Origin of the sequence: Massilia sp. MP_M2, from assembly GCF_039123635.1 — a bacterium.
Taxonomy (GTDB): Bacteria; Pseudomonadota; Gammaproteobacteria; order Burkholderiales; family Burkholderiaceae_D; genus Telluria.
The window spans coordinates 203,051-223,822 of record NZ_JBCHJF010000009.1; the positions used below are offsets into that span (position 1 = coordinate 203,051).

General features: G+C 65.3%; 15 protein-coding genes and 1 pseudogene. 13 read left to right on the forward strand and 3 right to left on the reverse strand.

The genetic code is table 11. The features are described 5' to 3' along the window. The first annotated feature begins 4 nt into the window (after positions 1–4). The 12 genes and pseudogenes from RCH14_RS18660 to RCH14_RS18715 form a co-directional block, all read left to right on the forward strand. Positions 5–229 carry a hypothetical protein gene (locus tag RCH14_RS18660; protein ID WP_343027603.1) on the forward strand — a complete coding sequence of 75 codons (225 nt, stop codon included), beginning with the start codon at positions 5–7 and terminating at the stop codon, positions 227–229. Between the two features lie 16 nt (positions 230–245). Next, positions 246–1,028, forward strand: a complete 783-nt coding sequence (locus RCH14_RS18665; RefSeq protein ID WP_343027604.1) for a Crp/Fnr family transcriptional regulator — start codon at positions 246–248, stop codon at positions 1,026–1,028. A gap of 168 nt (positions 1,029–1,196) precedes the next feature. Beyond that, entirely contained in the window at positions 1,197–1,997 is an 801-nt protein-coding gene (locus tag RCH14_RS18670; RefSeq protein ID WP_343027605.1) for an ABC transporter permease, read from the forward strand. After that, positions 1,997–3,274, forward strand: a complete 1,278-nt coding sequence (locus tag RCH14_RS18675) for an ABC transporter ATP-binding protein (RefSeq protein ID WP_343027606.1) — start codon at positions 1,997–1,999, stop codon at positions 3,272–3,274. The genes RCH14_RS18670 and RCH14_RS18675 overlap by 1 nt, the downstream gene beginning before the upstream one ends. A gap of 17 nt (positions 3,275–3,291) precedes the next feature. Further along, entirely contained in the window at positions 3,292–4,350 is a 1,059-nt protein-coding gene (locus RCH14_RS18680) for an FkbM family methyltransferase (RefSeq protein WP_343027607.1), read from the forward strand. Further along, positions 4,347–5,786 (forward strand): FkbM family methyltransferase, encoded by a 1,440-nt coding sequence (locus RCH14_RS18685; RefSeq protein ID WP_343027608.1) that lies wholly within the window; start codon positions 4,347–4,349, stop codon positions 5,784–5,786. Before RCH14_RS18680 ends, RCH14_RS18685 begins: the two co-directional genes overlap by 4 nt. A gap of 5 nt (positions 5,787–5,791) precedes the next feature. Continuing rightward, complete coding sequence (locus tag RCH14_RS18690; RefSeq protein WP_343027609.1) at positions 5,792–8,737, forward strand: glycosyltransferase; 2,946 nt, start codon at positions 5,792–5,794, stop codon at positions 8,735–8,737. 35 nt (positions 8,738–8,772) lie between these two features. Continuing rightward, positions 8,773–9,789, forward strand: a complete 1,017-nt coding sequence (locus RCH14_RS18695; RefSeq protein WP_343027610.1) for a glycosyltransferase family 2 protein — start codon at positions 8,773–8,775, stop codon at positions 9,787–9,789. Beyond that, the gene (locus RCH14_RS18700) at positions 9,782–10,162 is read left to right on the forward strand and encodes a GtrA family protein (protein WP_343027611.1); all 381 of its coding nucleotides are present in this window, start codon (positions 9,782–9,784) and stop codon (positions 10,160–10,162) included. Before RCH14_RS18695 ends, RCH14_RS18700 begins: the two co-directional genes overlap by 8 nt. After that, entirely contained in the window at positions 10,159–12,252 is a 2,094-nt protein-coding gene (locus tag RCH14_RS18705; RefSeq protein ID WP_343027612.1) for a DUF7024 domain-containing protein, read from the forward strand. Before RCH14_RS18700 ends, RCH14_RS18705 begins: the two co-directional genes overlap by 4 nt. Positions 12,253–12,308: 56 nt before the next feature. Further along, on the forward strand, positions 12,309–14,393 hold the full coding sequence (locus RCH14_RS18710) for a DUF7024 domain-containing protein (RefSeq protein ID WP_343027613.1): 2,085 nt from the start codon (positions 12,309–12,311) through the stop codon (positions 14,391–14,393). Between the two features lie 84 nt (positions 14,394–14,477). Beyond that, positions 14,478–14,786, forward strand: a pseudogene (locus RCH14_RS18715) (hybrid sensor histidine kinase/response regulator); the annotation flags it as partial. A 79-nt stretch (positions 14,787–14,865) separates the two neighbouring features. Here RCH14_RS18715 and RCH14_RS18720 read toward each other — a convergent pair. After that, positions 14,866–16,875 carry an acyltransferase family protein gene (locus tag RCH14_RS18720; protein ID WP_343027614.1) on the reverse strand — a complete coding sequence of 670 codons (2,010 nt, stop codon included), beginning with the start codon at positions 16,873–16,875 and terminating at the stop codon, positions 14,866–14,868. 230 nt (positions 16,876–17,105) lie between these two features. Here RCH14_RS18720 and RCH14_RS18725 point away from each other — a divergent pair, with 230 nt between their 5' ends. Beyond that, on the forward strand, positions 17,106–18,074 hold the full coding sequence (locus RCH14_RS18725) for an IS1595 family transposase (protein WP_343027615.1): 969 nt from the start codon (positions 17,106–17,108) through the stop codon (positions 18,072–18,074). A 73-nt stretch (positions 18,075–18,147) separates the two neighbouring features. Here RCH14_RS18725 and RCH14_RS18730 read toward each other — a convergent pair whose 3' ends face one another. Both RCH14_RS18730 and RCH14_RS18735 read right to left on the reverse strand, forming a co-directional pair. Further along, a complete protein-coding gene (locus RCH14_RS18730) occupies positions 18,148–19,740 on the reverse strand; it encodes a DEAD/DEAH box helicase (RefSeq protein ID WP_343027616.1) in 1,593 nt (530 codons plus the stop codon). A gap of 274 nt (positions 19,741–20,014) precedes the next feature. Then, positions 20,015–20,770: a hypothetical protein gene (locus RCH14_RS18735; protein WP_343027617.1), complete on the reverse strand. Its 756-nt coding sequence runs from the start codon at positions 20,768–20,770 to the stop codon at positions 20,015–20,017. Positions 20,771–20,772 lie beyond the last annotated feature (2 nt).

Consider the following 20,772-nt stretch of genomic DNA (forward strand, 5'->3'; position numbering starts at 1 on the left):
ACTGATGCATTTTGGCGCCTTCGCGCTGCTGACCGTGCTGGCCTTGCGCATTGCGCACGACGGTGTCGAGGCAGCGTGGTGGATGGCCGGCCTCCTGGTGTTCGGCTGGCTGATCGAATGCCTGCAAGCCCTGGTGCCCGATCGCCGCTTCTGCTGGCGCGATCTGGCTGCCAATGCGGCCGGCATCGGCTGCGCCGCCCTGGTCATGTTCGTGGCCGGGCATTTTTGACGAGACCGACACATCCATGAGTTCCAGCGCAAAGCTTTCCCTGAAATCCGCCGCCGCTGCCGCCGCTGCCGCTCCTGCACAAGAGGCGGCCGCTGGCGCTGCGCCGCAACTCCAGGAACACCAGGTCCAGGTACACCTGCGCAAGATTCCGCTGTTTTCCGACCTGAGCGACGAAGACATCGCGCGCGTCAAGAGCGAAATGCGTTATCGCCATTTCCCGAAGCGCACGGTGGTCCTGCACAAGGGCGGCGTCGCCGATGCGCTGCTGTTTCTGCTCTCGGGCCAGCTGCAAGTGGTCGACGTGACCGAAGACGGGCGCGCGGTCGGCCTGCGCATGCTGGCGGCCGGTGACTTCTTTGGCGAGATCGCCCTGATCAACGGCTCGACCCGCTCGGCGTCGGTGGTGGCCATGACCGAGGTGCTGGTCGCGTTCTTGCCGGCATCGACTGCGATGCATCTGTTCTCGCACTCGCCGTCGGTGGCGCACAAGATGCTGGGCCACCTGGCCCAGAAGATCCAGCGCGATTCCGAGTTCCGCGCACTACTGAGCATCAACAACACGACGCGCCGCATTTACACGTACATCGCGCTGATGCCGCAGACCGAGGACAAGGATGGTCAGCGCGTGGTCGAGAACCTCCCGACGCACCAGGACATCGCCAACATGATCAATACCAGCCGCGAAACAGTCACCCGCGCCTTGCTGGTACTGGCGCAGCAAGGGGTCGTGCTCAAGGATGCGCACCGCCTGGTGATCCTCGATCCGGACGCGCTGCAGCGGCTGGCGCAGGGCGGCTGAACGCATTTCGCGATGCCTTTCAAGGTGTCGCGTACCACGACACGTCGTTACAATTGAACAATTTGTAGGCAGGACCGTGCGGTATAATTCCGCTCTTATTGCAGCCTGCATTACTATGACGACAACACTTTCGCCCTCTTGTGAGGCGCTTCTGAACACCCCTACTCCATGATCCTGCCCCTGATGCTGCGCGGCCTGTGGGCCTATCGCGGTTTCGTCCTGGGCAGCGTGCAACGCGAATTCCAGTCGAAATACGCCAATGCAATCCTGGGGGCCGTCTGGTCGCTACTCAGTCCGCTTGCCATGATCCTGGTGTACACCGTGATCTTCGCCGAAGTCATGCGTACCAAGATGCCGGGCTCGGATTCGACCTTCGCCTACTCCATCTACCTGTGCGCCGGCATCCTGACCTGGGGCCTGTTCGCCGAGATGGTCGGGCGTGGGCAGACCATGTTCCTGGAACAATCCAATCTGCTGAAAAAAGTCAGCTTCCCGCGCATCTGCCTGCCGGTGATCGTCACGCTCAATGCGCTGGTCAACTTCGCCATCATCTTCGGCCTGTTCGTCGTGTTCCTGATCGTCACCGGCAATTTCCCCGGCTTGACGTTTTTCACTCTCCTTCCGGTGCTGGTGCTGCAGGTGATGCTGGCGCTGGGCATCGGCATGGTGGTCGGTATCCTGAACGTGTTTTTCCGCGACGTCGGCCAGTTCATGACGATCGCGCTGCAATTCTGGTTCTGGCTCACGCCGATCGTCTATCCGGCCAGCATCCTGCCCGAGCACGTGCGCCCGATTCTCGACTGGAATCCGATGGCCCCGATCATCGCGACCTGGCAGGGCGTGCTGGTCAAGGGCACGCCACCGGACTGGGGCAGCCTGGTCTATCCGCTGGTCATCGCACTGCTGCTGTGCACGCTCGGCCTGCGCATGTTCCGCAAGCGCGCCGGCGAAATCGTGGATGAGCTGTAATGGGATCGATCGTCGCCAGTGGCCTGGGCAAGGCCTATAAACAATATAACAATCGCTGGGCGCGCCTGGCAGACTGGACCCTGCCGGGCCAGCGCCACACGCTCAAATGGGTGCTGGAAGACATTGGCTTCACGATCAAGCCGGGCGAAGCCGTCGGCCTGATCGGCGTGAACGGCGCCGGCAAGAGCACGCTGCTCAAGCTCATCACGGGCACAACGCAGCCGACCACCGGCGCGGTGACCCTGGAAGGCCGCGTGGCCGCCCTGCTCGAACTGGGCCTGGGGTTTCACCCCGACTTCACCGGACGCCAGAATGCGCTGATGGCCGGTCAGATGATCGGGCTGGACGCCGACCGCGTCGAAGCGCTGATGCCCGAGATCCTGGCGTTTGCCGACATTGGCGAATACATCGACCAGCCGGTGCGCGTGTACTCGAGCGGCATGCAGGTGCGCCTGGCGTTTGCCGTGGCCACCTGCGTGCGGCCCGACATCCTGATCGTCGACGAAGCCCTCGCCGTGGGCGACGTGTTCTTCCAGCAGAAGTGCTATGCGCGCATCGAAGGCTTCATCAAGGCCGGCACCACGCTGCTGTTTGTCTCGCACAGCGCCGGGACGGTACTCAATATCTGCAATCGCTGTATTTTCCTGCGTGGCGGCAAGGTCGCTTTCGACGGCTCGCCAGCCGACGCCCTCGACCTGTACCAGGCCGAACTGTTGGGCCGGCTCGACCAGGCGCCGGATGCCATCCAGATTCAAGGTGACACGGCGCCGCTGGCGCCGATCGAGCGCGAGCACCTGACGGTCGTGGCCGGCAAAACCGGCAGCATCACCACGCCCGGCGCCGATTGCGTCGGTGTGCGTCTGCTCGACCGCCATGGCGCCGAACGCGCTACGTTGATGGCCGACGAAATGGTCACGCTGCAGGTCGACTACCTGCTGCATGAAGACGTCGCCGATCCACACATCGGCTTCAAGATCCGTAACCGCTACGGCGCCACGCTGTTCGAGACCAACAGCTACTGCATGCGCCACGCGCCCGGCCCGACCGCGCGCGGCGCGATCATCAGCGCCAGCTTTGCCCTGAACCTGTCGCTGTTCCCGGACGAGTACACGCTTACCGTGGGCCTGGGCGCCGGCGGCCATGGCGAAGGCGCGTTCGAAAAAGTGCTGAACTACCTGCACGAGGCGCACAGCTTCGTGGTCGCGCCGAATCCGGCAGCGATCGTCTGGGGCGGCCTGGTCAACCTGCACCCACAGCTCAAGTTCAGCATCCGCTGACCCGATTGGACACCACCATGCCTGAACACGATTCCACTTCATCCCGGCAGGACCACGCCGCCATCGTGCGCGGCCTCTACCGGGGCTTCCTGGGGCGCGAGCCCGATCCGGCCGGCCTGGCTTACTGGAGCGCGCGGCTGGCCGAAGGCGCTGCTGCCGACGAATTGCTGGCCGCCCTGATGGCCTCGAACGAATACGGCCTCGGTCACGGTGCGCCCGGTGCGGCCGGCATCGACGCGGTCAAGGCGCAGGTGGCATCCGCCGCCGCGCCATTGCTGGCACGCCCGCTCACCGTGGTCGACATCGGTGCCCAGGAACTGGAAAACGAAGACCACGTCTATGCACCGCTGACGCGCCACGGCCTGCCGTATCGCATCATCGGCTTCGAGCCGCAGCAGGACAAGATCGACGCCAGCCGCCGCAACAACCCGGACAGCCACGTCACGCTGTACCCCACCTTCATCGGCGACGGCGGCCAGCACACCTTCCACATCAATAACGACGACGCCACGTCCTCGCTGCTGCCGTTCAACCGGACCCTGACCGCGCAGCTGCGCGACCTCGATCATCTGGCGACGGTGCAGACCGAAAGCGTGGCCACCAGCCGCCTGGACGATGTGCTGGCAGACGCCGGCCCGATCGACTTTTTGAAACTCGACATCCAGGGTTTTGAACTGCCGACGCTGCGCCACGCGACAGCGGTGCTGGCGCGGACCAATGTCGTGCACTGCGAAGTCTCGTTCGCGCCGATCTACGAAGGACAGGCCCTGTTCTCGGAGATCGAGACGCTGCTGCGCGCCGCAGGTTTTTACCTGCTCGACTTCTCGTCGCTGTGCCGTTACCCGAGCGCGGGCAGCGCAGCGCGTTCGCGCGACCGCCTCGGCTGGGGCGACGCCGTGTTCGTGCGCGCCGCCACCACGCAGCAAGACTTGCTGGCGCAGGCACTGGTGCTGCTGCTGGTGTATGACAAACCATCGGCCGCGCAGGCGCTGGCGCGCCAGGCCGATGCCGCCGGCGCCAACGCCGCCACTGGCCTGGCGCCACTGGCCCACCTGTTCGGGCAGGCACAGGCATGAAAGACCGCATGCGCTATTTCATCTCGTATTCCCAGAACAACGAAGACGTCCTGCTGTGGCGCGCATTAGGGCACATCAAGAACGGCTACTACATCGACGTCGGCGCCAATGACCCGGTCGAGCACTCGGTCACCAAGGCGTTCTATGACGCCGGCTGGAACGGCATCAGCATCGAGCCGCTGCCGTCGTTCCACCAGGCCTTCGAAGAACAGCGCCCGCGCGACGTCAACCTGGCCGTGGCCGCCGGCGCCATCGATGGCGAACTGACGCTGTACGACGTGCCGGCCGTGCGCGGCTGGGCATCGCCCGAAGCGTCGGTGGCCGAGATGCACCGCGCCGAAGGCCATGACGTGGCCGAGATCACGGTCCCCGTGCGCACGCTGGCCGGCATCTGCGCCGAGCACGTGCGGGGCGAGATTCACTTCCTGAAGATCGATGTCGAAGGCTTCGAGGGCGAAGTGCTGCGCGGGATGGACTTCAAGCGCTGGCGCCCGTGGGTGCTGGTCATCGAAGCGACGCTGCCGAACAGCCGCGAAACCAACCACGCCAGCTGGGAGCACATGGTGCTGGGCCAGCGTTACCGCTACGCCTGGTTCGATGGCCTGAACCGGTATTACGTGGCCGAGGAACACGCCGAACTGCTGGCGCAGCTGGACATCCAGCCGAACGTGTTCGACGGCTACGTCTCGCACCACCTCGACAAGGCCTGGGCCAACGAGCACGCGCTGGACGCGGCGCTGGGCCAGGCCGGCGAACACGCCCGGGAACTGACCGCCGTCGTCAAGCAGGTCGAAGCGCGCGAGCAGGCCTTGCACGGCCACCTCGAGCGCGTCGATGCGCAGGCCAGGGGCCTGCTCGAGCAGCTCGACGGCGCCTACCGGCGGCTCGACGAGGCCAATGCCCGCGTCAATGACCTGGGCGAGCGGGCCGACCACGCTACGCGCCGCGCCAACGAAGAAGCGCAGCGCGCCAGCGAAGAAGCGCAGCGCGCCAACGACGCCGAACAACGCAATGCGGCACTGACCCACGACCTGGTGCAGGTCCATGCACAGGCCGAACGCCTGACCAACTGGGCCAAGGGCATGGAAGCGCACCTCGTCGCGATCGAGCACAGCACCTCGTGGCGCGTCACGCGTCCGCTGCGCCGCGCCGGCACGATGCTGCATGGGCTGCGCCGCCCGCACCTGCTGCGCCGCGTCGTCACGCGCCTGACCCGGATCGAGCTGCTGCGCCGCACGATCATCCCGGTGCTGCTGCGCTTCCCGTGGCTGGCCCGACGCGTGTCGGTGCAGCTGGCCACGATCAAGCAGACGGCGCCCGCGCCGCTGCCGGCGGACGTGCCGGCCGTGCCCGACGAACTGCGTGGCCTGCCAGAGTCGGTCCGCACCGTGCTGGCCGACCTGCAGCGCGCCCGCAATCTCCCTACAGGCAGTTGACATCCATGCGTATCGTTATCGACCTTCTCGGCGCCGCCGACCACGCCAGCGTGCCGGCGCCGGCCCTGGCCTTGTCCATCGCCCTGGCGCGCCTTGCAGCCGCCGGCAGCCTTGATCACACGCTGTGGATCGCCGCTCCGCTGCACGACACCGTTACCCTCGAACTGCTGCGTCTTGAACCGGCGCTGGCAGCGCGCGTGCGCGCGTTCGAGCTGCCGGCCGGCCCGGCGCGCGCGCTGCTGCGCCGCCATGCGGTGGCGGGCCTGGCGCCCGACGCGGTACTGGCCATCGGCGCCGGCGCACCGGACACGGATGCGCCGTATCCGGTGCTGGCGCACGACGCCGGCGATACCGGGCAGGATGCCGCCGGCCTGCTGGCGCGCCTGCGCGCGCTGGGCGCGGCCCCGGCGCGGCCACTGCCGACCGCGCGGCCAAAACTGGCGTATGTGTCGCCGCTGCCGCCGGTCCATTCGGGCATCGCCGACTACAGCGCCGAACTGGTGCCCGAGCTGGCGAAATTCTACGACGTCGAACTCGTGGTGGCGCAAGAGACGATGGTCGATGCGCGCCTGAACGGCATGCCATTACGCGATCCGGCCTGGCTGCGCGCCCATGCGCACGAATTCGAGCGCGTGGTCTACCACTTCGGCAATTCGCACGCCCACCAGCACATGTTCGAGCTGGTGCGCGACGTGCCGGGTATCGTGGTGCTGCACGACTTTTTCTTCTCGGGCGTACTCGACAACCTCGAGCGCGAGCAATACCTGCCCAAGGGCTTCCTGCGCGCGCTGTATGCGTCGCACGGCTACTCGGGCCTGCTGTCGCACCGCAAGGAAGGCCGCAACCCGTCGATCTGGAAGTTCCCGCTCAATAAAGGCGTGCTCGACGCCGCCAATGGCGTGATCGTGCATTCGGACTTTTCGCGCCAGCTCGCCGCCAAATGGTATGGCGACGGCGCCGCCGACGACTGGCGCACGATCCCGCTGCTGCGCGGCCGGCCAGACGGCTGCGTCACCGACGAAGCCTGCCACAAGGCGCGGCGCAGCGCGCGCAAGCGCCTGAAACTGGCCGACGACGATTTCGTCGTCTGCACTTTCGGCATGCTGGGCAGCACCAAGCTCAATGCCGAACTGCTCGACGCGTTCCTGGCCTCGCCGCTGGCGGCCGATCCGCATTGCCACCTCGTGTTCGTCGGCGCCAACGATCCCGGCCCGTATGGCGAGGTGCTGGCGAAAACGATCAAGGCCAGCGCTGCTGCCGCGCGCATCCGCATCACCGGATTCGTCGATGCCGGCGCCTACGCCGACTGGCTCGCTGCCTGCGACGGCGCCGTGCAGCTGCGCGGCGTCACGCGCGGCGAGACCTCGGCCTCGGTGCTCGACTGCCTGTTGTACGGCGCGCCGACGATCGTCAACGCCCACGGCTCGACCGCGGCACTGCCGGACGACATGCTGATCAAGCTGGAAGACCGCTTCGACACCGCCGACCTGGCCGCGAGCCTGGGCCGCCTGCGGCTGGACCGCGGCCTGCGCGAGCGCCTGTCGCAGCACGCCCTCGAGTTCATGGCGGCCCGCCATGCGCCGGCACAGGTCGGGCGCCAGTACGCCGAGGCAATCGAAGCGTTCGCGCACAATGGCCGCAGCGCCATCTATCGCCGTCTGGTGACGCAGGCCGCGCCGCTGTGCAGCGCCGCCGACCTGCCGGCGCTGGCCGCCGCGATTGCGTTCAACCGCGCGCCGACGCCGCAGCGCCAGTTGCTGGTGGACGTCTCGGCGCTGATGCAGTCCGACCTGCGCACCGGCATCCAGCGCGTGGTGCGCAGCATCCTGCGCTCGATGATCGCCAATCCGCCGCAGGGCCTACGCATCGAACCGGTGTACTCGCACGGCGGCAACCAGCCCTATATCTACGCGCGCAGCTTCGGCATGAAAGTCGTCGACGAGACCGACCTGGTGCTCGAAGACGCGCCGGCCGAGGTGCGCCCGGGCGACATCTTCTTTGGCCTGGACCTGTTTACCAACGGCACCTCGCAGAACGAAGAACGCCTGCTCGACATGCGCATGCGCGGCGTCGAGGTGTACTTCGTCATCTATGACGTGCTGCCGATGCTGCGCCCCGAAGTCTTCCCGTTCGGGACCGAGCAGTATTTCGGCGACTTCCTGCGTACCGTGCACAAGGTGGCCGACGGCGTGCTGTGCATCTCGCGCGCCGTGGCTGACGAATTTTCCGGCTGGATCGCCAGCCAGAAGCTCGAGCGCACCACGCCATTCAAGCTGGCCCACTTCCACCTTGGCGCCGACATCGATGCCAGCGCGCCGAGCTTTGGCTTGCCGCCGGAAGCGGACCACGTGCTGGCCGAACTGACCGCACGCCCGAGCTTCATCATGGTTGGCACGGTCGAACCGCGCAAGGGCCACGCTCAGGCGCTGGCCGCGTTCGAGCTGCTGTGGGAATCCGGCGTCGACGTCAACCTGGTCGTCGTCGGCAAACAGGGCTGGATGGTCGAGAAGGTCTGCGAACGCATGGCGGCCCATCCCGAGAAATCGGTGCGCCTGTTCTGGCTGCCGGGCATCTCGGACGAGATGCTGCTCAAGCTGTACGCTGGCTCCGCCGCGCTGCTGGCGGCCTCCGAAGGCGAAGGCTTCGGCCTGCCGCTGATCGAAGCGGCCCAGCATGGCATTCCGATCCTGGCGCGCAGCCTGCCGGTGTTTCGCGAAGTGGCGGGTGACTACGCGTCGTACTTCGATGGCCTGGCCCCGAGCGACCTGGCCGACGCCATCCGGGCCTGGCTGGCGCTGCACCGCGAAGGCAAGGCGCCGGCATCGACCGGCATGCCGTGGCTGACCTGGGATGGCAGCGCGCAGCAGGCGCTCGACGCGCTGGTGCGCCAGCGCTGGTACAAGACCCTGCCGGGAAGCAAACCAGTAGTCAACTCAACAATAAATACCTGATAATGCATTCCTTGACCGATTCTCCCGCGAACGATATGAACGTTACCGCCCCGGCAGCGCCCCTGCCCGCCCTCAAGGCGGCGCAGATCGCGGTCGTGATCCCGAGCTACCGCGTCACGCGTCACATCATCGGCGTCATCGCCGGGATCGGCCCTGAAGTGTCGCGCGTCTACGTCGTCGACGACCGCTGCCCCGACGGCAGCGGCGCGTTCGTGACCGCCAACTGCACCGACCCGCGCGTGACGGTGCTGACCCACACCGAGAACCAGGGCGTGGGTGGCGCCGTCATGACCGGCTACCGCGCCGCGATCCTTGATGGCGCCACCGTCATCGTCAAGCTCGATGGCGACGGCCAGATGGACGCCTCGCTGATCCCGATGTTCATCGCGCCGATCCTGGCCGGCGAAGCCGATTACACCAAGGGCAACCGCTTCTTCGACTTGGAGCGCATCGGCTCGATGCCGCCGATCCGCCTGTTCGGCAACGCGATGCTCTCGTTCATGACCAAGCTCTCGTCGGGTTACTGGCACCTGTTCGACCCAACCAACGGCTACACCGCGATCCACGCCGATGCGGCGCGCTACCTGCCGTTCGACAAAATCAGCAAGCGCTACTTCTTTGAAAGCGACATGCTGTTTCGCCTCAATACGCTGGGCGCGGTGGCAGTCGACGTGCCGATGGACGCGGTGTATGGCGACGAGGTCAGTAACCTGAAGGTCTCGCAGGTGATCACCGAGTTCGCAGCCAAGAACGTGCGCAACTTCTTCAAGCGCCTGTTCTACAACTACTACCTGCGCAACCTGTCGGTGGCGTCGCTCGAGCTGCCGATCGGCGTGGCCCTGAGCATTTTCGGCATCGTGTTCGGCATCGTCCACTGGATCGGCTCGGCCCAGAGCGACGTCGCGACACCGGCCGGCACCGTGATGCTCGCCGCCCTGCCACTGATCATGGGCGTGCAGTTCATCCTGGGGTTCCTGAACTACGACATCGCGTCGGTGCCGACCCGTCCACTGCACATGAAAACGCTGTTCCGGCGCCGCAGCAATGGTTGAATCGGCGCGCCTGCGCCAGTTCATCATCTACGTCGCCGGAGGCCTGTTGTGCGCGGCCATCGACGTCGGCCTGATGCACCTGTTGATGACCAACGGCGTGCACCCGGCGGGCGCGGCCAGCGCCGGCTTCGTTGCCGGCCTGGTGGTGAACTACGCATTCCATAGCCAGGTCACGTTCTCGCAGGCCGCCACGAAGGCGAGCTTTGCACGCTACATGTGCGTAGTGGGCCTGAATTACTGCCTGACGCTCGGCTGCGTGGCGCTGGCCGTGGCCCTGTTCGACAGCCCGATGGCCGGCAAGATCGTGTCGCTGCCGCTGGTGGCGGTCAATGGCTATCTGCTTGGCCGCTTCTGGATTTTTCGGTCATCATGATCCGGCCTACCGGCAAGCCCCGCACCACCTCCCCGCGCGCCTGGGCTGCGCTGGTCGCCGTACTGGGCGCCGTGTTCGCGTGGCTGCTGTACCGCAATCTCGGCCTGAACCCGGCGATCTTCGCCGACGAGCTGTATTACAGCCAGATGGCGCGCCTGCAGCCGCTGGGCGAGGCGCTGGTTCCGTCCTATCTCTACCTGTGGCTGTTCAGCGCGAGCAGCGCGTGCGGCGCCGGTTTTCTCGATTGCGTCCGCATCGGCAACGCCGTGCTGTTCGTCGGCGCCGGCCCGTTCATCTATCTGGTAGCGCGCCAGGTCACCGCGCCAGTCGCCGCGGTGGCAATCACCCTGTTCAGCTTGCTTGCCCCGGTTAATCTGTACACGGCCTTCTTCATGCCGGAGTCCAGCTATTACTTCGGTTTCGCGCTGCTGAGCTGGTTGGTGCTGACGCGTACGGCCTGGGCGCCGGCCCGCCTGGCGCTGGTGGCGGGCGTCGTGCTTGGCATGATGAGCCTGGTAAAAGTGCATGCGCTGTTTTTGCTGCCCGCACTGTGCCTGTTCATGGTCGGCGCCACCTGGCTGCGCGCCCCCGACAGCCGCTGGCTGCGCACGGGCCTCATCGCCGCGCTCGTGCTGGCGGCAGTGACCTTGAGCGTCCGCCTGGGCCTGGGCTACCTGCTGGCGGGCGAGCCGGGACTGGCCCTGGTCGGTAACTTCTATGCGACCGCCGCGGCCTCGGGCACCGGCAGCTCCCCGCTGGATCTGCTGCGCCCGCTGTTCATCAATGGCCGCGCGCACCTGATGGTGCTGGCACTCCTGATGCCGCTGCCGATGGCGGCGCTGCTGCTGGCGGTGTTCAGTCCTGCGATGCGCCGGGATGCCGGCGCGCCGTTCAATCGCCTGGCCCTGTACACGATCCTGACGCTCGGCTCGGCCGCCGGCATGACGGTGGCCTACACTGCCTCGATTGCCGGCGTCGGCCCGCAGGAGGTGCTGCGCCTGCATCTGCGCTACTACAGCTTCACGTTCCCGCTGCTGCTGGCCGTGGCCGCTGCCACCGCCCATCACCGCCGTACCGCGACCCGTCTGCGCCTGGTCGTCGCGCTCCTGATTGGCGCTGCCGTCGTTGCCGCCGTGGTCATGGTGCCGCGCTACGTGCTCAATTCGGTCGACGGTCCCGAAATCTCATCGCTCGCCCTGCGCACCTGGAGTGGCTGGACGGTCGCCGCGCTGGCGCTGGTTATCATCGGCCTGTGGGCAGGTGGCCAGCGCGCTGCCGCGCCACTGTTCCTGTTCGTGTCCATGCCGCTCACACTCATCCTGGGCGGCATGGTCACGACCACCTACCTGAGCCAGGTCACCAACGACTGGACGGCCGACCGCGCCGGCAAGGCCGCGCGCGACCATGTGCCGAAGAACGAACGGCACCTGATCACGGTGGCCGGTACCGAAGTGGTGGATATCATGCGCGCGCAGTTCCACATCGACGCGCGCGACGTCGGCATGCTCGAGCTTCCGGCCGGCGCACCGATCGAACGCTACCAGTTGCCGGCACGCCAGCGCTGGCTGCTGGTGATGGGCCAGCATGCGCTGCCCGCTGGGTTGACCCCGGTGCTGCAGGGACAGGACTACGCGCTGCTGAACATCGATTCGGGCCTGCGCTTGCTGGCCTTGGCGCGATTGACCGACGCGTATGGCGGCGCCAACCCGATCGTACGGGCCGAGGGATTATCGGTCTCGGAGCCTTGGGGCCGCTGGTCCGATGGCAAGCGCGTGGTGCTGCATTTCGCGCAGCCATTGCCACCGCAGGTCGATATCGTGATCAAGGCGCGCGCCTACGCCGCCAACACGACCGAGCCATTCACGATGCGCGTTGGCGCGGCGAGCGCGCAGTTTCGCATCGCCGGCAGCTTCCAGGAAGTGCGCCTGCACTTTGCGACCGATGGCAGCCAGCGCAGCTTGACCATCGAGGTGCCGCGCCCGACCGCGCCACGCACGCTGGGTGAATGGCCGGACGACCGTGAGCTGGGTATCGGGATTGCCGAGATCGGCATCGGAACAGGGACGACGGCGCCCGAACCGCCTGCCTGACCCCGTCACCGTGTCACCCGCCATCCCCATAACAACATTCAACTCACCGGGAAATCATGACCACTTCCACGTTTGACCGACACCGCGGCATCTGGCACGCCGCCTTCGGCCTTGTCCTGGCCCTCTGTGCGGCCTATCTGTACCTGCGTAACCACGGACTCCAACCAACCGTCTTTGCCGACGAATGGTATTACAGCAAGATGGCACGCCTGACGCCGCTGGCCGAGTCCCTGCTGCCCTCCTACCTGTACTTGTGGATATTTGGCGCCAGCAGCAGTTGCGGTACCGGATTCCTCGACTGCGTCCGCGCCGCCAATCTGGCGTTCTACCTGGGCGCGGTGCCGTTCCTGTACCTGATCGCGCGCCGCTACATGGATCAGGGCTACGCCCTTGCGGTCGCACTGCTGTCCATGGCGGCGCCACTGAATCTGTACACTGCCTACTTCATGCCCGAGACGACGTATTACTTCGGTTTTTGCGTCCTGAGCTGGATCGTGCTGACCAGGACCGAGTGGTCATTGACGCGCATTGCCCTCGTCACGGGCGCGGTGCTTGGCGCAATGAGCCTGGTCAAGGTCCATGCCTTGTTCCTGATCCCGGCCCTGTGCCTGTATCTGGTCTTTGCGAGCTGGAATGCCGGCGGTGCATGGTTCATCCGTGGCATCATTGCCGCCGTCATCGCGGGCGTGGTAACCGTCGGCGTCAAGTTTGGCCTGGGCTTCGTGCTTGCCGGCGAAGCGGGCCTGAGTCTGCTGGGCCCGTTCTACCAGGGCGCCGCAAATGCCGATAATTCATCGGCGCGCCTGGCACTGCTGGCGCCAGCCTTCATCAGCGGACGCGGTCACCTGGCGGCGCTGGCCATCCTGCTTGGCGTGCCGCTCGCCATTCTGTTGCACGGCCTGATCGTCGGCGTGCGCGAGCGCGGCGCATCCACCAATCTGCTGCGTGTGTATGTCTTCCTGATGCTGGGCGCTGCCGTTGGCATGACGGTCCTGTACACGGCCACGCTGGCGCGTGCGGACAGCAACGAAGGTGTCCGCCTGCACATGCGCTACTACAACTTCATCTTCCCGATGGTGTGGATCGTGGCGGCGGCAGGGCTGCACAAGGCGCGTGACCTGGCGCCACGCCTGCGCTGGGCGATTGCTGCGCTGGTCGCCATCGTGGTTGTCCTGGCGTGGTACACATTGCCTGGCTACGCCGCACAGATGGTGGATGGCCCCGATGTGGCATCGATCGGCATGCGCCAGACATCCGGTCACCTCATGCTGGCGGCGCAACTGGCCTTGCTGGCCATCTGGGCGACACAGCGCTGGCACGCCGGGCGGCTGTTCCTGTTCACGGCACTGCCGCTGTCGATGCTGGCCGCCCAGGAGCGGGCCTGGGATTTCACCCAGGCCCATCGTCCGGCCGGTCACGGCGACCGCGCCGCCAAGGTCATCCTTGAACATGTCCCTGCGGCCGAACGCGGCAAGATCATGATTGTTGGCAACGAGATGACCCAGGTCATGCGTGTGCAATTCCATACCGACCATCCCGACACGGTCGGCGTCGAACTGCGCGACAACGCACCGCTGGCTGAATACCAGATGCCGGTCGAACAGAAATGGCTGATGGTACTGGACAAGCGCGAGATTGCCGGCGCTGCGAAGGTGGTGTACCAGGCTGAAGATTTCGTCCTGCTGCGCCTGCCGGAACCATTGCCATCGTTCGCGAAAGTGGCATTATCCAAGGCCTTCGATCCCGCCTTCGTGACCAGCGTGGAAGGCTTGTCGGTCGCGGAACCATGGGGCCGCTGGTCAGATGCCAAGCGTGTCGTGTTCCACTTCGCGCAGCCGTTGCCGCGCAACTTCGGCCTGGTGCTGCAAGCGCGCGCCTATGGCGAGAATGCCGGCCTGCCGTTCAAGATCCAGGTGGGCAATGTGTCCAAGGAATTCCAACTGGGCTGGCACCTCCAGCCAATCAGCCTGACGTTCAATACCGACGGCACCGCACGCAGCCTGGTGATCGAGGTTCCCAAGCCGACCTCGCCGGCGTCGGCCGGTACCCCGGGCGATGCGCGCCTGCTGGGAATCGGGATCAGCGACATGACGTTCAGCCAGACTGGCGCCGAAGCCGCCCCGGCGCCAGCCACGCCGTGACCCTGGTAGATGCCCGGCCAACTGGATGTTGCCGGGCAATCTGAGCAAGCCTGGCCACCGCCGCAGCCAGGCACAAGCAAAGGCGTGGTACTCGGGCTACCCGGGGACGACACGCTCCAGAAAGACTTCGGTGTGCAAGGAGGCGGCCAGAGCCGCGGCGTACGGGCTACTGGCCAGGTCGAGGGCAATGCTGTCAACCCGATGGTACCGCCCAGGGACAACCCCGGCGTGAACCACCGGCAGGCCGGCTGGATCGGGCACGGCGGCCTGCACGAACGCGGCAACATCTTCTTTGCCGCCGTGCAGATGACGCGCATGCCGATGCCCATCACCGACCCGCGCCAGCCAGACAACCCGATCGTGTTCTCCAACGGCGCATTCGACGACCTGACCAAGGGGCCGGGCCTGGGCCTGGCGATAGTGCACGGTTTCGTGCAGCAGTCGCGTGGCTGCCTGGACATCGGCAGCGCAATCAGCGCGCAAGCGCCGCCTGTTCTTCGGCGAATCTGGCACCGATATACAAGTCACCATCGTAGCTCAGGTGGTTGGTGTCCCTGTACATCAGCTTGCCATCTATCTTCGCCTTGCAGTGCTGCCGGTCGCACAGGTATTTGGCCGGCTGGAAGGTCCTCACCGTCGGAAACTCCTTCAGTACCGAAGCGACGATATCGTTGTGCGCCTGCACTGCCTTGTTGTAATCGGCGACATCCATCGTGCAGTCGCGATTGGTCGTCGAGCTGGCCACGCCAGCGCGCTTGATGCAGGCACGCACGTCAAAGTTCAGTGTAGGCACGTCGTACAGGTACGTGACCTGCTTGCCCGCATCGAGCAGCTTTTTCAGGGTTCCGCGGAATTTCTCCACCATCATTCGCCCGCCGCTCGTGTCGACATTCAGTTTCAGCATCGTGGAAATCATGACTTTCTTGATGCTGTCCGTCGACAGGACCAGCTCGAACATTTGCTGTGTCGCGCCCTGGTACAGTTCATGGGGCAGTGCCGGCACATCGAAGAATGGAATTCCGGTGCCCAGGTAAATCAGATTTTCGCCCTGCCCGCTATAGTATTTCGTGAGTCCGGCTGCAACGTGGTAACCATGGCTGTCGCCAACCAGCGCGATCGTCGGCGCCCGGTCAACCTGCGCGAGCAGGCAATATTCATAGATCGTGTCGAAGCCGTAGCGCTTCTTGCACGCGGCAGCATTGTCGCGATCTTCGACCAGGTTCAGCGCTTTCTGGAAGCTCGCGTTCTCCACAATGCCGGCGCGCGACGGCACACCATCGTTCTTGTACACCCATCCCCCGATGCCGCCCAGCGCCACCACCAGCAAGGTCAGTACGATCGCTGAGGCAGGATGACGCTGACCACGGCGGCGAATCGGCTGCTCGATCACCTTGTAGGTCAGCCAGGCCAGCAGCACGGCGCCCGCCACCGCTGCCATGCGAATCTCGCGCGCCGGCACGCCCGACTCGACAATCTGCGCAAACGACAGCAGCGGCCAGTGCCACAGATATAGTGGGTAACTGATCAGGCCAATCCAGACGAGCAGGCGGTTCGACAGGATGACGCGATTGACCCAGGCAGCCGGCCCAGCCGCGATCAGGAGGCTGGCACCCAATGTCGGCAGCAGGGCCCACCAGCCCGGAAACCGGTTTCCGCCCCGGACCAGAACACAGGCCAGAACGATGAAGAACAGACCGGCAACGGACATCGCGCTGCGTCCGGCTGCACTGCTCGAATCGAAGAGTGGCTGCGTTTGCAGGCCTGTGCCATCACTCGCCAGGCGACGCATGCCGCCGAAAAAGACCGAGATCTTGCTCAGCGACAGATGCGCGAGCATGGCGCCCATGAGCAATTCCCAGGCGCGGCTGGCGATCGAATAGAAGGTGGCTGACGGGAACGCCTTGATACCGGCGACGTTGACGATGAATGACGCGATCAGCAGCGTTGCCGTCAGCGCGAACACATTGGCGCGGAAGCGGTAAGCCAACGCCAGCAGGATGGGCCAGAAAATATAGAACTGCTCTTCGATGCCCAGCGACCAGAGGTGCAGCAGTGGCTTGGTTTCGGCGGCGGTGTCGAAATAACCGACCTCAAACCAGAGAAACACGTTCGACAGAAACGACGCGCCGCCGACCATGTGCTTGCCGAGCATTTTCAGTTCGTCGGGAAACAGCGCGAGCCAACCGAAAGCCAGTGTCGCCGCCAGCACCACGATCAGGGCCGGAAAGATCCGCCGCGCGCGACGCGCATAAAAATTTGCGTAGCTGAATCCGTTCTGCGCAAACTCAACCATCAGAATTTTGGAGATCAGGAAACCGGACAGAACAAAGAAGATATCGACACCGATAAAGCCGCCCGGAATCAACGACGGAAAAGCATGGAACAACACGACAATGGCGACGGCCACGCCGCGCATTCCGTCAATATCTGCTCGGTAAGGTAAATGTTGAGCAGCGAGCACTGCCTGACTATCAGAATGCAAAAGAATCCCCAGGTATGAATCACGGCTTTGTCACCAGCCGTTAAAGTAGCTTAAGGGCAAAATTATCGCACGTAAACATGCCATGTCAGCAACAATTGATGGTGGGGATGAGTGAAATAACCGGTTTGCAACAGATAAAAAAAGGCGCAGTCAACGTTAAATAGAGACCAGCTTTGAACTGACGCGCACTCCAGTAGTCCAACCCCTGTCCCCAGCGTCAGGAGTCGATCATGAAAGCGCCACGTTTCAAGGGTTGGTTCGCAAAACTGCCTTCTCTCAACCAGCCGCAGCGTCGACAAGTGCTTGACGCCCTGCACCCTGCAGCCGGGCTCGATCAGGTGGTCGCGCTCATCACCGAGGTCAGGGCGCCAGGCCGCTGCTGCCCCAGATGCGACAACAAGCGCTGCTACCGGCACGGGTTCGCCAACGACTTGCAGCGCTACCGCTGCTGTGCCTGCGGTCGCACCTTTAACGACCTGACCGGCACGCCACTGGCGCGGCTCAGGCTCAAGGCCAAATGGCTCGCCTATTCGCAGGTGCTGCTCGATTCACTGCCCGTGCGCAAGGCCGCAGATCGTATCGGGGTACACCGCAACACGGCCTTTCGCTGGCGCCACCGCTTCCTGCATTGGGTCAAGCTCGACCGGCCCGCAGCCCTCAATGGCATCGTCGAGGCTGACGAAACATTTCTGCTCGAATCTCAAAAAGGTTCGCGTGCGCTCGATCGGCCACCGCGCCACCGCGGCGGCCATGCTGCCAAACGGGGCATTTCCAGCGAACTGGACTGCATCCTGGTCGCGCGTGACCGCGAGGGGCGCACCATCGATGCCGTAACCGGCCGCGGGGCGCTCACGGCCGCACAACTCGAGCGTGACTTACTGCCCAGGCTGGATCCGCAGGCATTGCTGGTCAGTGACAGCCATGCTGCCTACCGCGCCTTTGCACGCAAGCACAGGATCGCGCACGAGACTGTCAATTTGCGCGCCGGAGTGCGTGTGAGGCGTCTGGGTAGCCTTGCCATCCACGTGCAGAACGTGAACGCTTACCACCAGCGCTTCAAGGCCTGGCTACAGGGCTTCCATGGCGTAGCATCGCGCTACCTGCCCAATTATCTGGGCTGGCGCTGGGCGCTGGATGGCCAGAGGGCTATTTCACCAGAACAGTTGCTTAGTGTTGCCATCAGAGTCATCAACAGATAATGCTGACTGAGCCATAAAAAAAAGCCGGCATGGAAACCATGCCGGCACAGCGTTCAACAGTTCACCCAAGTGCTTACTTCGGCCCGCCGCCGAGCAGAAACGCCAGCTTCTGCTTGCCCGGCTTGGCCGGTGCGTTGACCGGATCGAGGTCCTTGCGCGGGCTGCTGGTCGGCTCGTAAGGCTTGAGGAACCACGGGTCGACGCGCTCGCGACGCGAACCCGGACCTGGCCCGGTGCGCGGCGTGCGCGGCATGCCACGAGCGGCTTCGGCATCGCGGCGCGGGGCGCGTTCAGGATCGCGTGGCGCTGCCGCATCGCGGCTGCCATCGCGCACGAATTCGCGGCTGGCATCGCGCGGTGGACGGCCAGATTCACGGGCCGATTCGCGGCCCGATTCACGGCCAAATTCGCGACCGCCAGCGGCATCCCGCCCACGGCTGGCCGGCGCCACGAAGCCGTCGAGCGTGCCGCGCGTGATCGTCTGCTTGATCAGCTTTTCGATGTCAAGCAACAGGCGCTCGTCTTTTTCGGAATACACCGACAGCGCGTCGCCCGAGGCGCCGGCGCGGCCCGTGCGGCCGATCCGGTGCACATAGTCTTCAGCGTTGTACGGCAGATCGTAGTTGATCACGGCCGGCAGGTCGGTGATGTCCAGGCCGCGGGCGGCAACGTCGGTCGCCACCAGCACTTCGACACCGCCATCCTTGAACGCGTCCAGGGCCGCCATGCGCTCCTGCTGCGTCTTGTCGCCGTGAATCGCCGAGGCCTTGATGCCGCGTTTTTCGAGGTGCGTCGACAGGCGCGAGGCGCCGATCTTGGTGTTCGAGAAGATGATCACCTGCTTGAGGTTGCGCGAGCGGATCAGGTGCTCGACGACGTCGCTCTTTTGTCCTTCTTCGACCTTGTAGACGATCTGCGTAACCTTGTCGGCAGTGGCATTGCTGCGCGCGACTTCGATGGTCAACGGATTGTTCAGGAAGGTGTTGGCCAGCTTTTTGATCTCGGGCGAGAACGTGGCCGAGAACATCAGGTTCTGGCGCTGCTTTGGCAGCAGGTTGATGATGCGCTGCAGGTCGGGCAGGAAACCCATGTCGAGCATGCGGTCGGCTTCGTCCATCACCAGCATCTGCACCTGGCCGAGGCTGACGTTCTTCTGCTCGATATGGTCCAGCAGGCGGCCCGGCGTGGCGATGACGATCTCGACGCCGCCGCGCAGGATCTCGGTCTGCGGCTTCATGTCCATGCCGCCGAACACGACGGTGGCGCGCAGCGGCGTGTGCTTGGCGTAGGCTTTGACGTTCTCGGCCACCTGCACCGCCAGTTCGCGGGTCGGCACGAGGATCAGCGCGCGCACCGGGTGGCGCGCCGGCGACATGCTCGGGTTGGCATGCTGCATCAGCAGCTGGATGATCGGCAGCGAGAAGCCGGCCGTCTTGCCGGTGCCGGTCTGGGCGGCACCCATGACGTCGCGGCCCTGCAGCACGACAGGAATGGCCTCGGCCTGGATCGGCGTCGGGTTCACATAGCCCTGGTCTGTGAGGGCGCGCAGGATTTCCGGCGCCAGGCCGAAATCGGCAAAGCGCACGACCGGGACGGCGTCGGCAGCGACCAGCACATCCACGTCTGGCGTGACAGCGACTTCGGTATTGTTCGGGGTATCAGACATAGTTTTTTCGGGAAGTCATTCGTTCAGCTCTACGATCGGGCATGTTGACCCATCGCGATCGGCAGCACGCAGCGAGGGGTGACAACGGAAACCGGACGCCGGCGCAAGGCGGCGGGACCGGAAGATTGGCCTGCAAGCGGGCCGGAGAAAGCGGACGTAGAGACACTTTTAGCGGGTGACAAGATACCCGAAATCGGCACCCATGTATATGCCCGCCACTTTTTTAAGCAGTTTACCAGAAGGAACACTGCGGCGCCCGCAGACGACGCCCGCCTCACCGGACCCAGCCGCGTTGCTGGGCAGCGCGTTCGGCAGCCGGGGCGAGCGCGCTGCCAGCGATACGTGCCTCGATGGCGGCGCGCACGGCAGGCGGCGGGATCGAGCCGTCGAGCCAGGCGGCGCCGGCCGTACCCTGGGACAGCACCGGAATCGTCCAGCGCCCACGGCGCAGGCAGGCCAGGCCCGCCGTCGTATCGACCACGAAGCTGCGGCAATAGCCGCCATCCTTGGCCACGAACGTGACGCCGATGCGCACGCCGCTGTCGGACGGGCCCGGCGTGGCCAGTTGATCGTCAAGGGCCGTCACCAGCGCGCCGCGCGCGACCAGCACACCGTTGTCATGGTCGAGCACGGCCAGACCGGGGCTTTGCCCCAGGTGATGCCAGCCGACCGCGCCCAGCACTGCGCTGCCCAGCAGCGCCGCAGCAAGGGTTACCCAGTGCAAGCCGACGACGCGGCTCGGGGCGGGCTGCGGCAGCGGCATGGGCATGGGGCGCCCGGGGCGCAGGCTGTTCAGGTGCACCACCTTGGCCCCGGAAGGCGCTGCGCGCTGCGGGCCGGGGCCGCCATCGTGGCCATTGGCCGATACCCCGACGCTGCGCCCGTGGCTGCTGCGCAGTTCGGCCCGGTGCTGGGCCACGCGCGCCGCCAGGACCGGATCGGCCCGCGTAGCCCGCTCGACCGCAGCACGCGCCGGCTCGGCGAGGTCGCCGTTGATGTAGGCAATGAGCAAGTCGTCCGAGAATGTCATGC

Coding starts and splice junctions, on each gene's coding strand:
- RCH14_RS18685 (WP_343027608.1), top strand. CDS start 4,347: ATGAAAGACCGCATGCGCTATTTCATCTCGTATTCCCAGAACAACGAA.
- RCH14_RS18660 (WP_343027603.1), top strand. CDS start 5: ATGCATTTTGGCGCCTTCGCGCTGCTGACCGTGCTGGCCTTGCGCATT.
- RCH14_RS18690 (WP_343027609.1), top strand. CDS start 5,792: ATGCGTATCGTTATCGACCTTCTCGGCGCCGCCGACCACGCCAGCGTG.
- RCH14_RS18675 (WP_343027606.1), top strand. CDS start 1,997: ATGGGATCGATCGTCGCCAGTGGCCTGGGCAAGGCCTATAAACAATAT.
- RCH14_RS18700 (WP_343027611.1), top strand. CDS start 9,782: ATGGTTGAATCGGCGCGCCTGCGCCAGTTCATCATCTACGTCGCCGGA.
- RCH14_RS18695 (WP_343027610.1), top strand. CDS start 8,773: ATGAACGTTACCGCCCCGGCAGCGCCCCTGCCCGCCCTCAAGGCGGCG.
- RCH14_RS18665 (WP_343027604.1), top strand. CDS start 246: ATGAGTTCCAGCGCAAAGCTTTCCCTGAAATCCGCCGCCGCTGCCGCC.
- RCH14_RS18710 (WP_343027613.1), top strand. CDS start 12,309: ATGACCACTTCCACGTTTGACCGACACCGCGGCATCTGGCACGCCGCC.
- RCH14_RS18730 (WP_343027616.1), bottom strand. CDS start 19,740: ATGTCTGATACCCCGAACAATACCGAAGTCGCTGTCACGCCAGACGTG.
- RCH14_RS18705 (WP_343027612.1), top strand. CDS start 10,159: ATGATCCGGCCTACCGGCAAGCCCCGCACCACCTCCCCGCGCGCCTGG.
- RCH14_RS18735 (WP_343027617.1), bottom strand. CDS start 20,770: ATGACATTCTCGGACGACTTGCTCATTGCCTACATCAACGGCGACCTC.
- RCH14_RS18670 (WP_343027605.1), top strand. CDS start 1,197: ATGATCCTGCCCCTGATGCTGCGCGGCCTGTGGGCCTATCGCGGTTTC.
- RCH14_RS18680 (WP_343027607.1), top strand. CDS start 3,292: ATGCCTGAACACGATTCCACTTCATCCCGGCAGGACCACGCCGCCATC.
- RCH14_RS18725 (WP_343027615.1), top strand. CDS start 17,106: ATGAAAGCGCCACGTTTCAAGGGTTGGTTCGCAAAACTGCCTTCTCTC.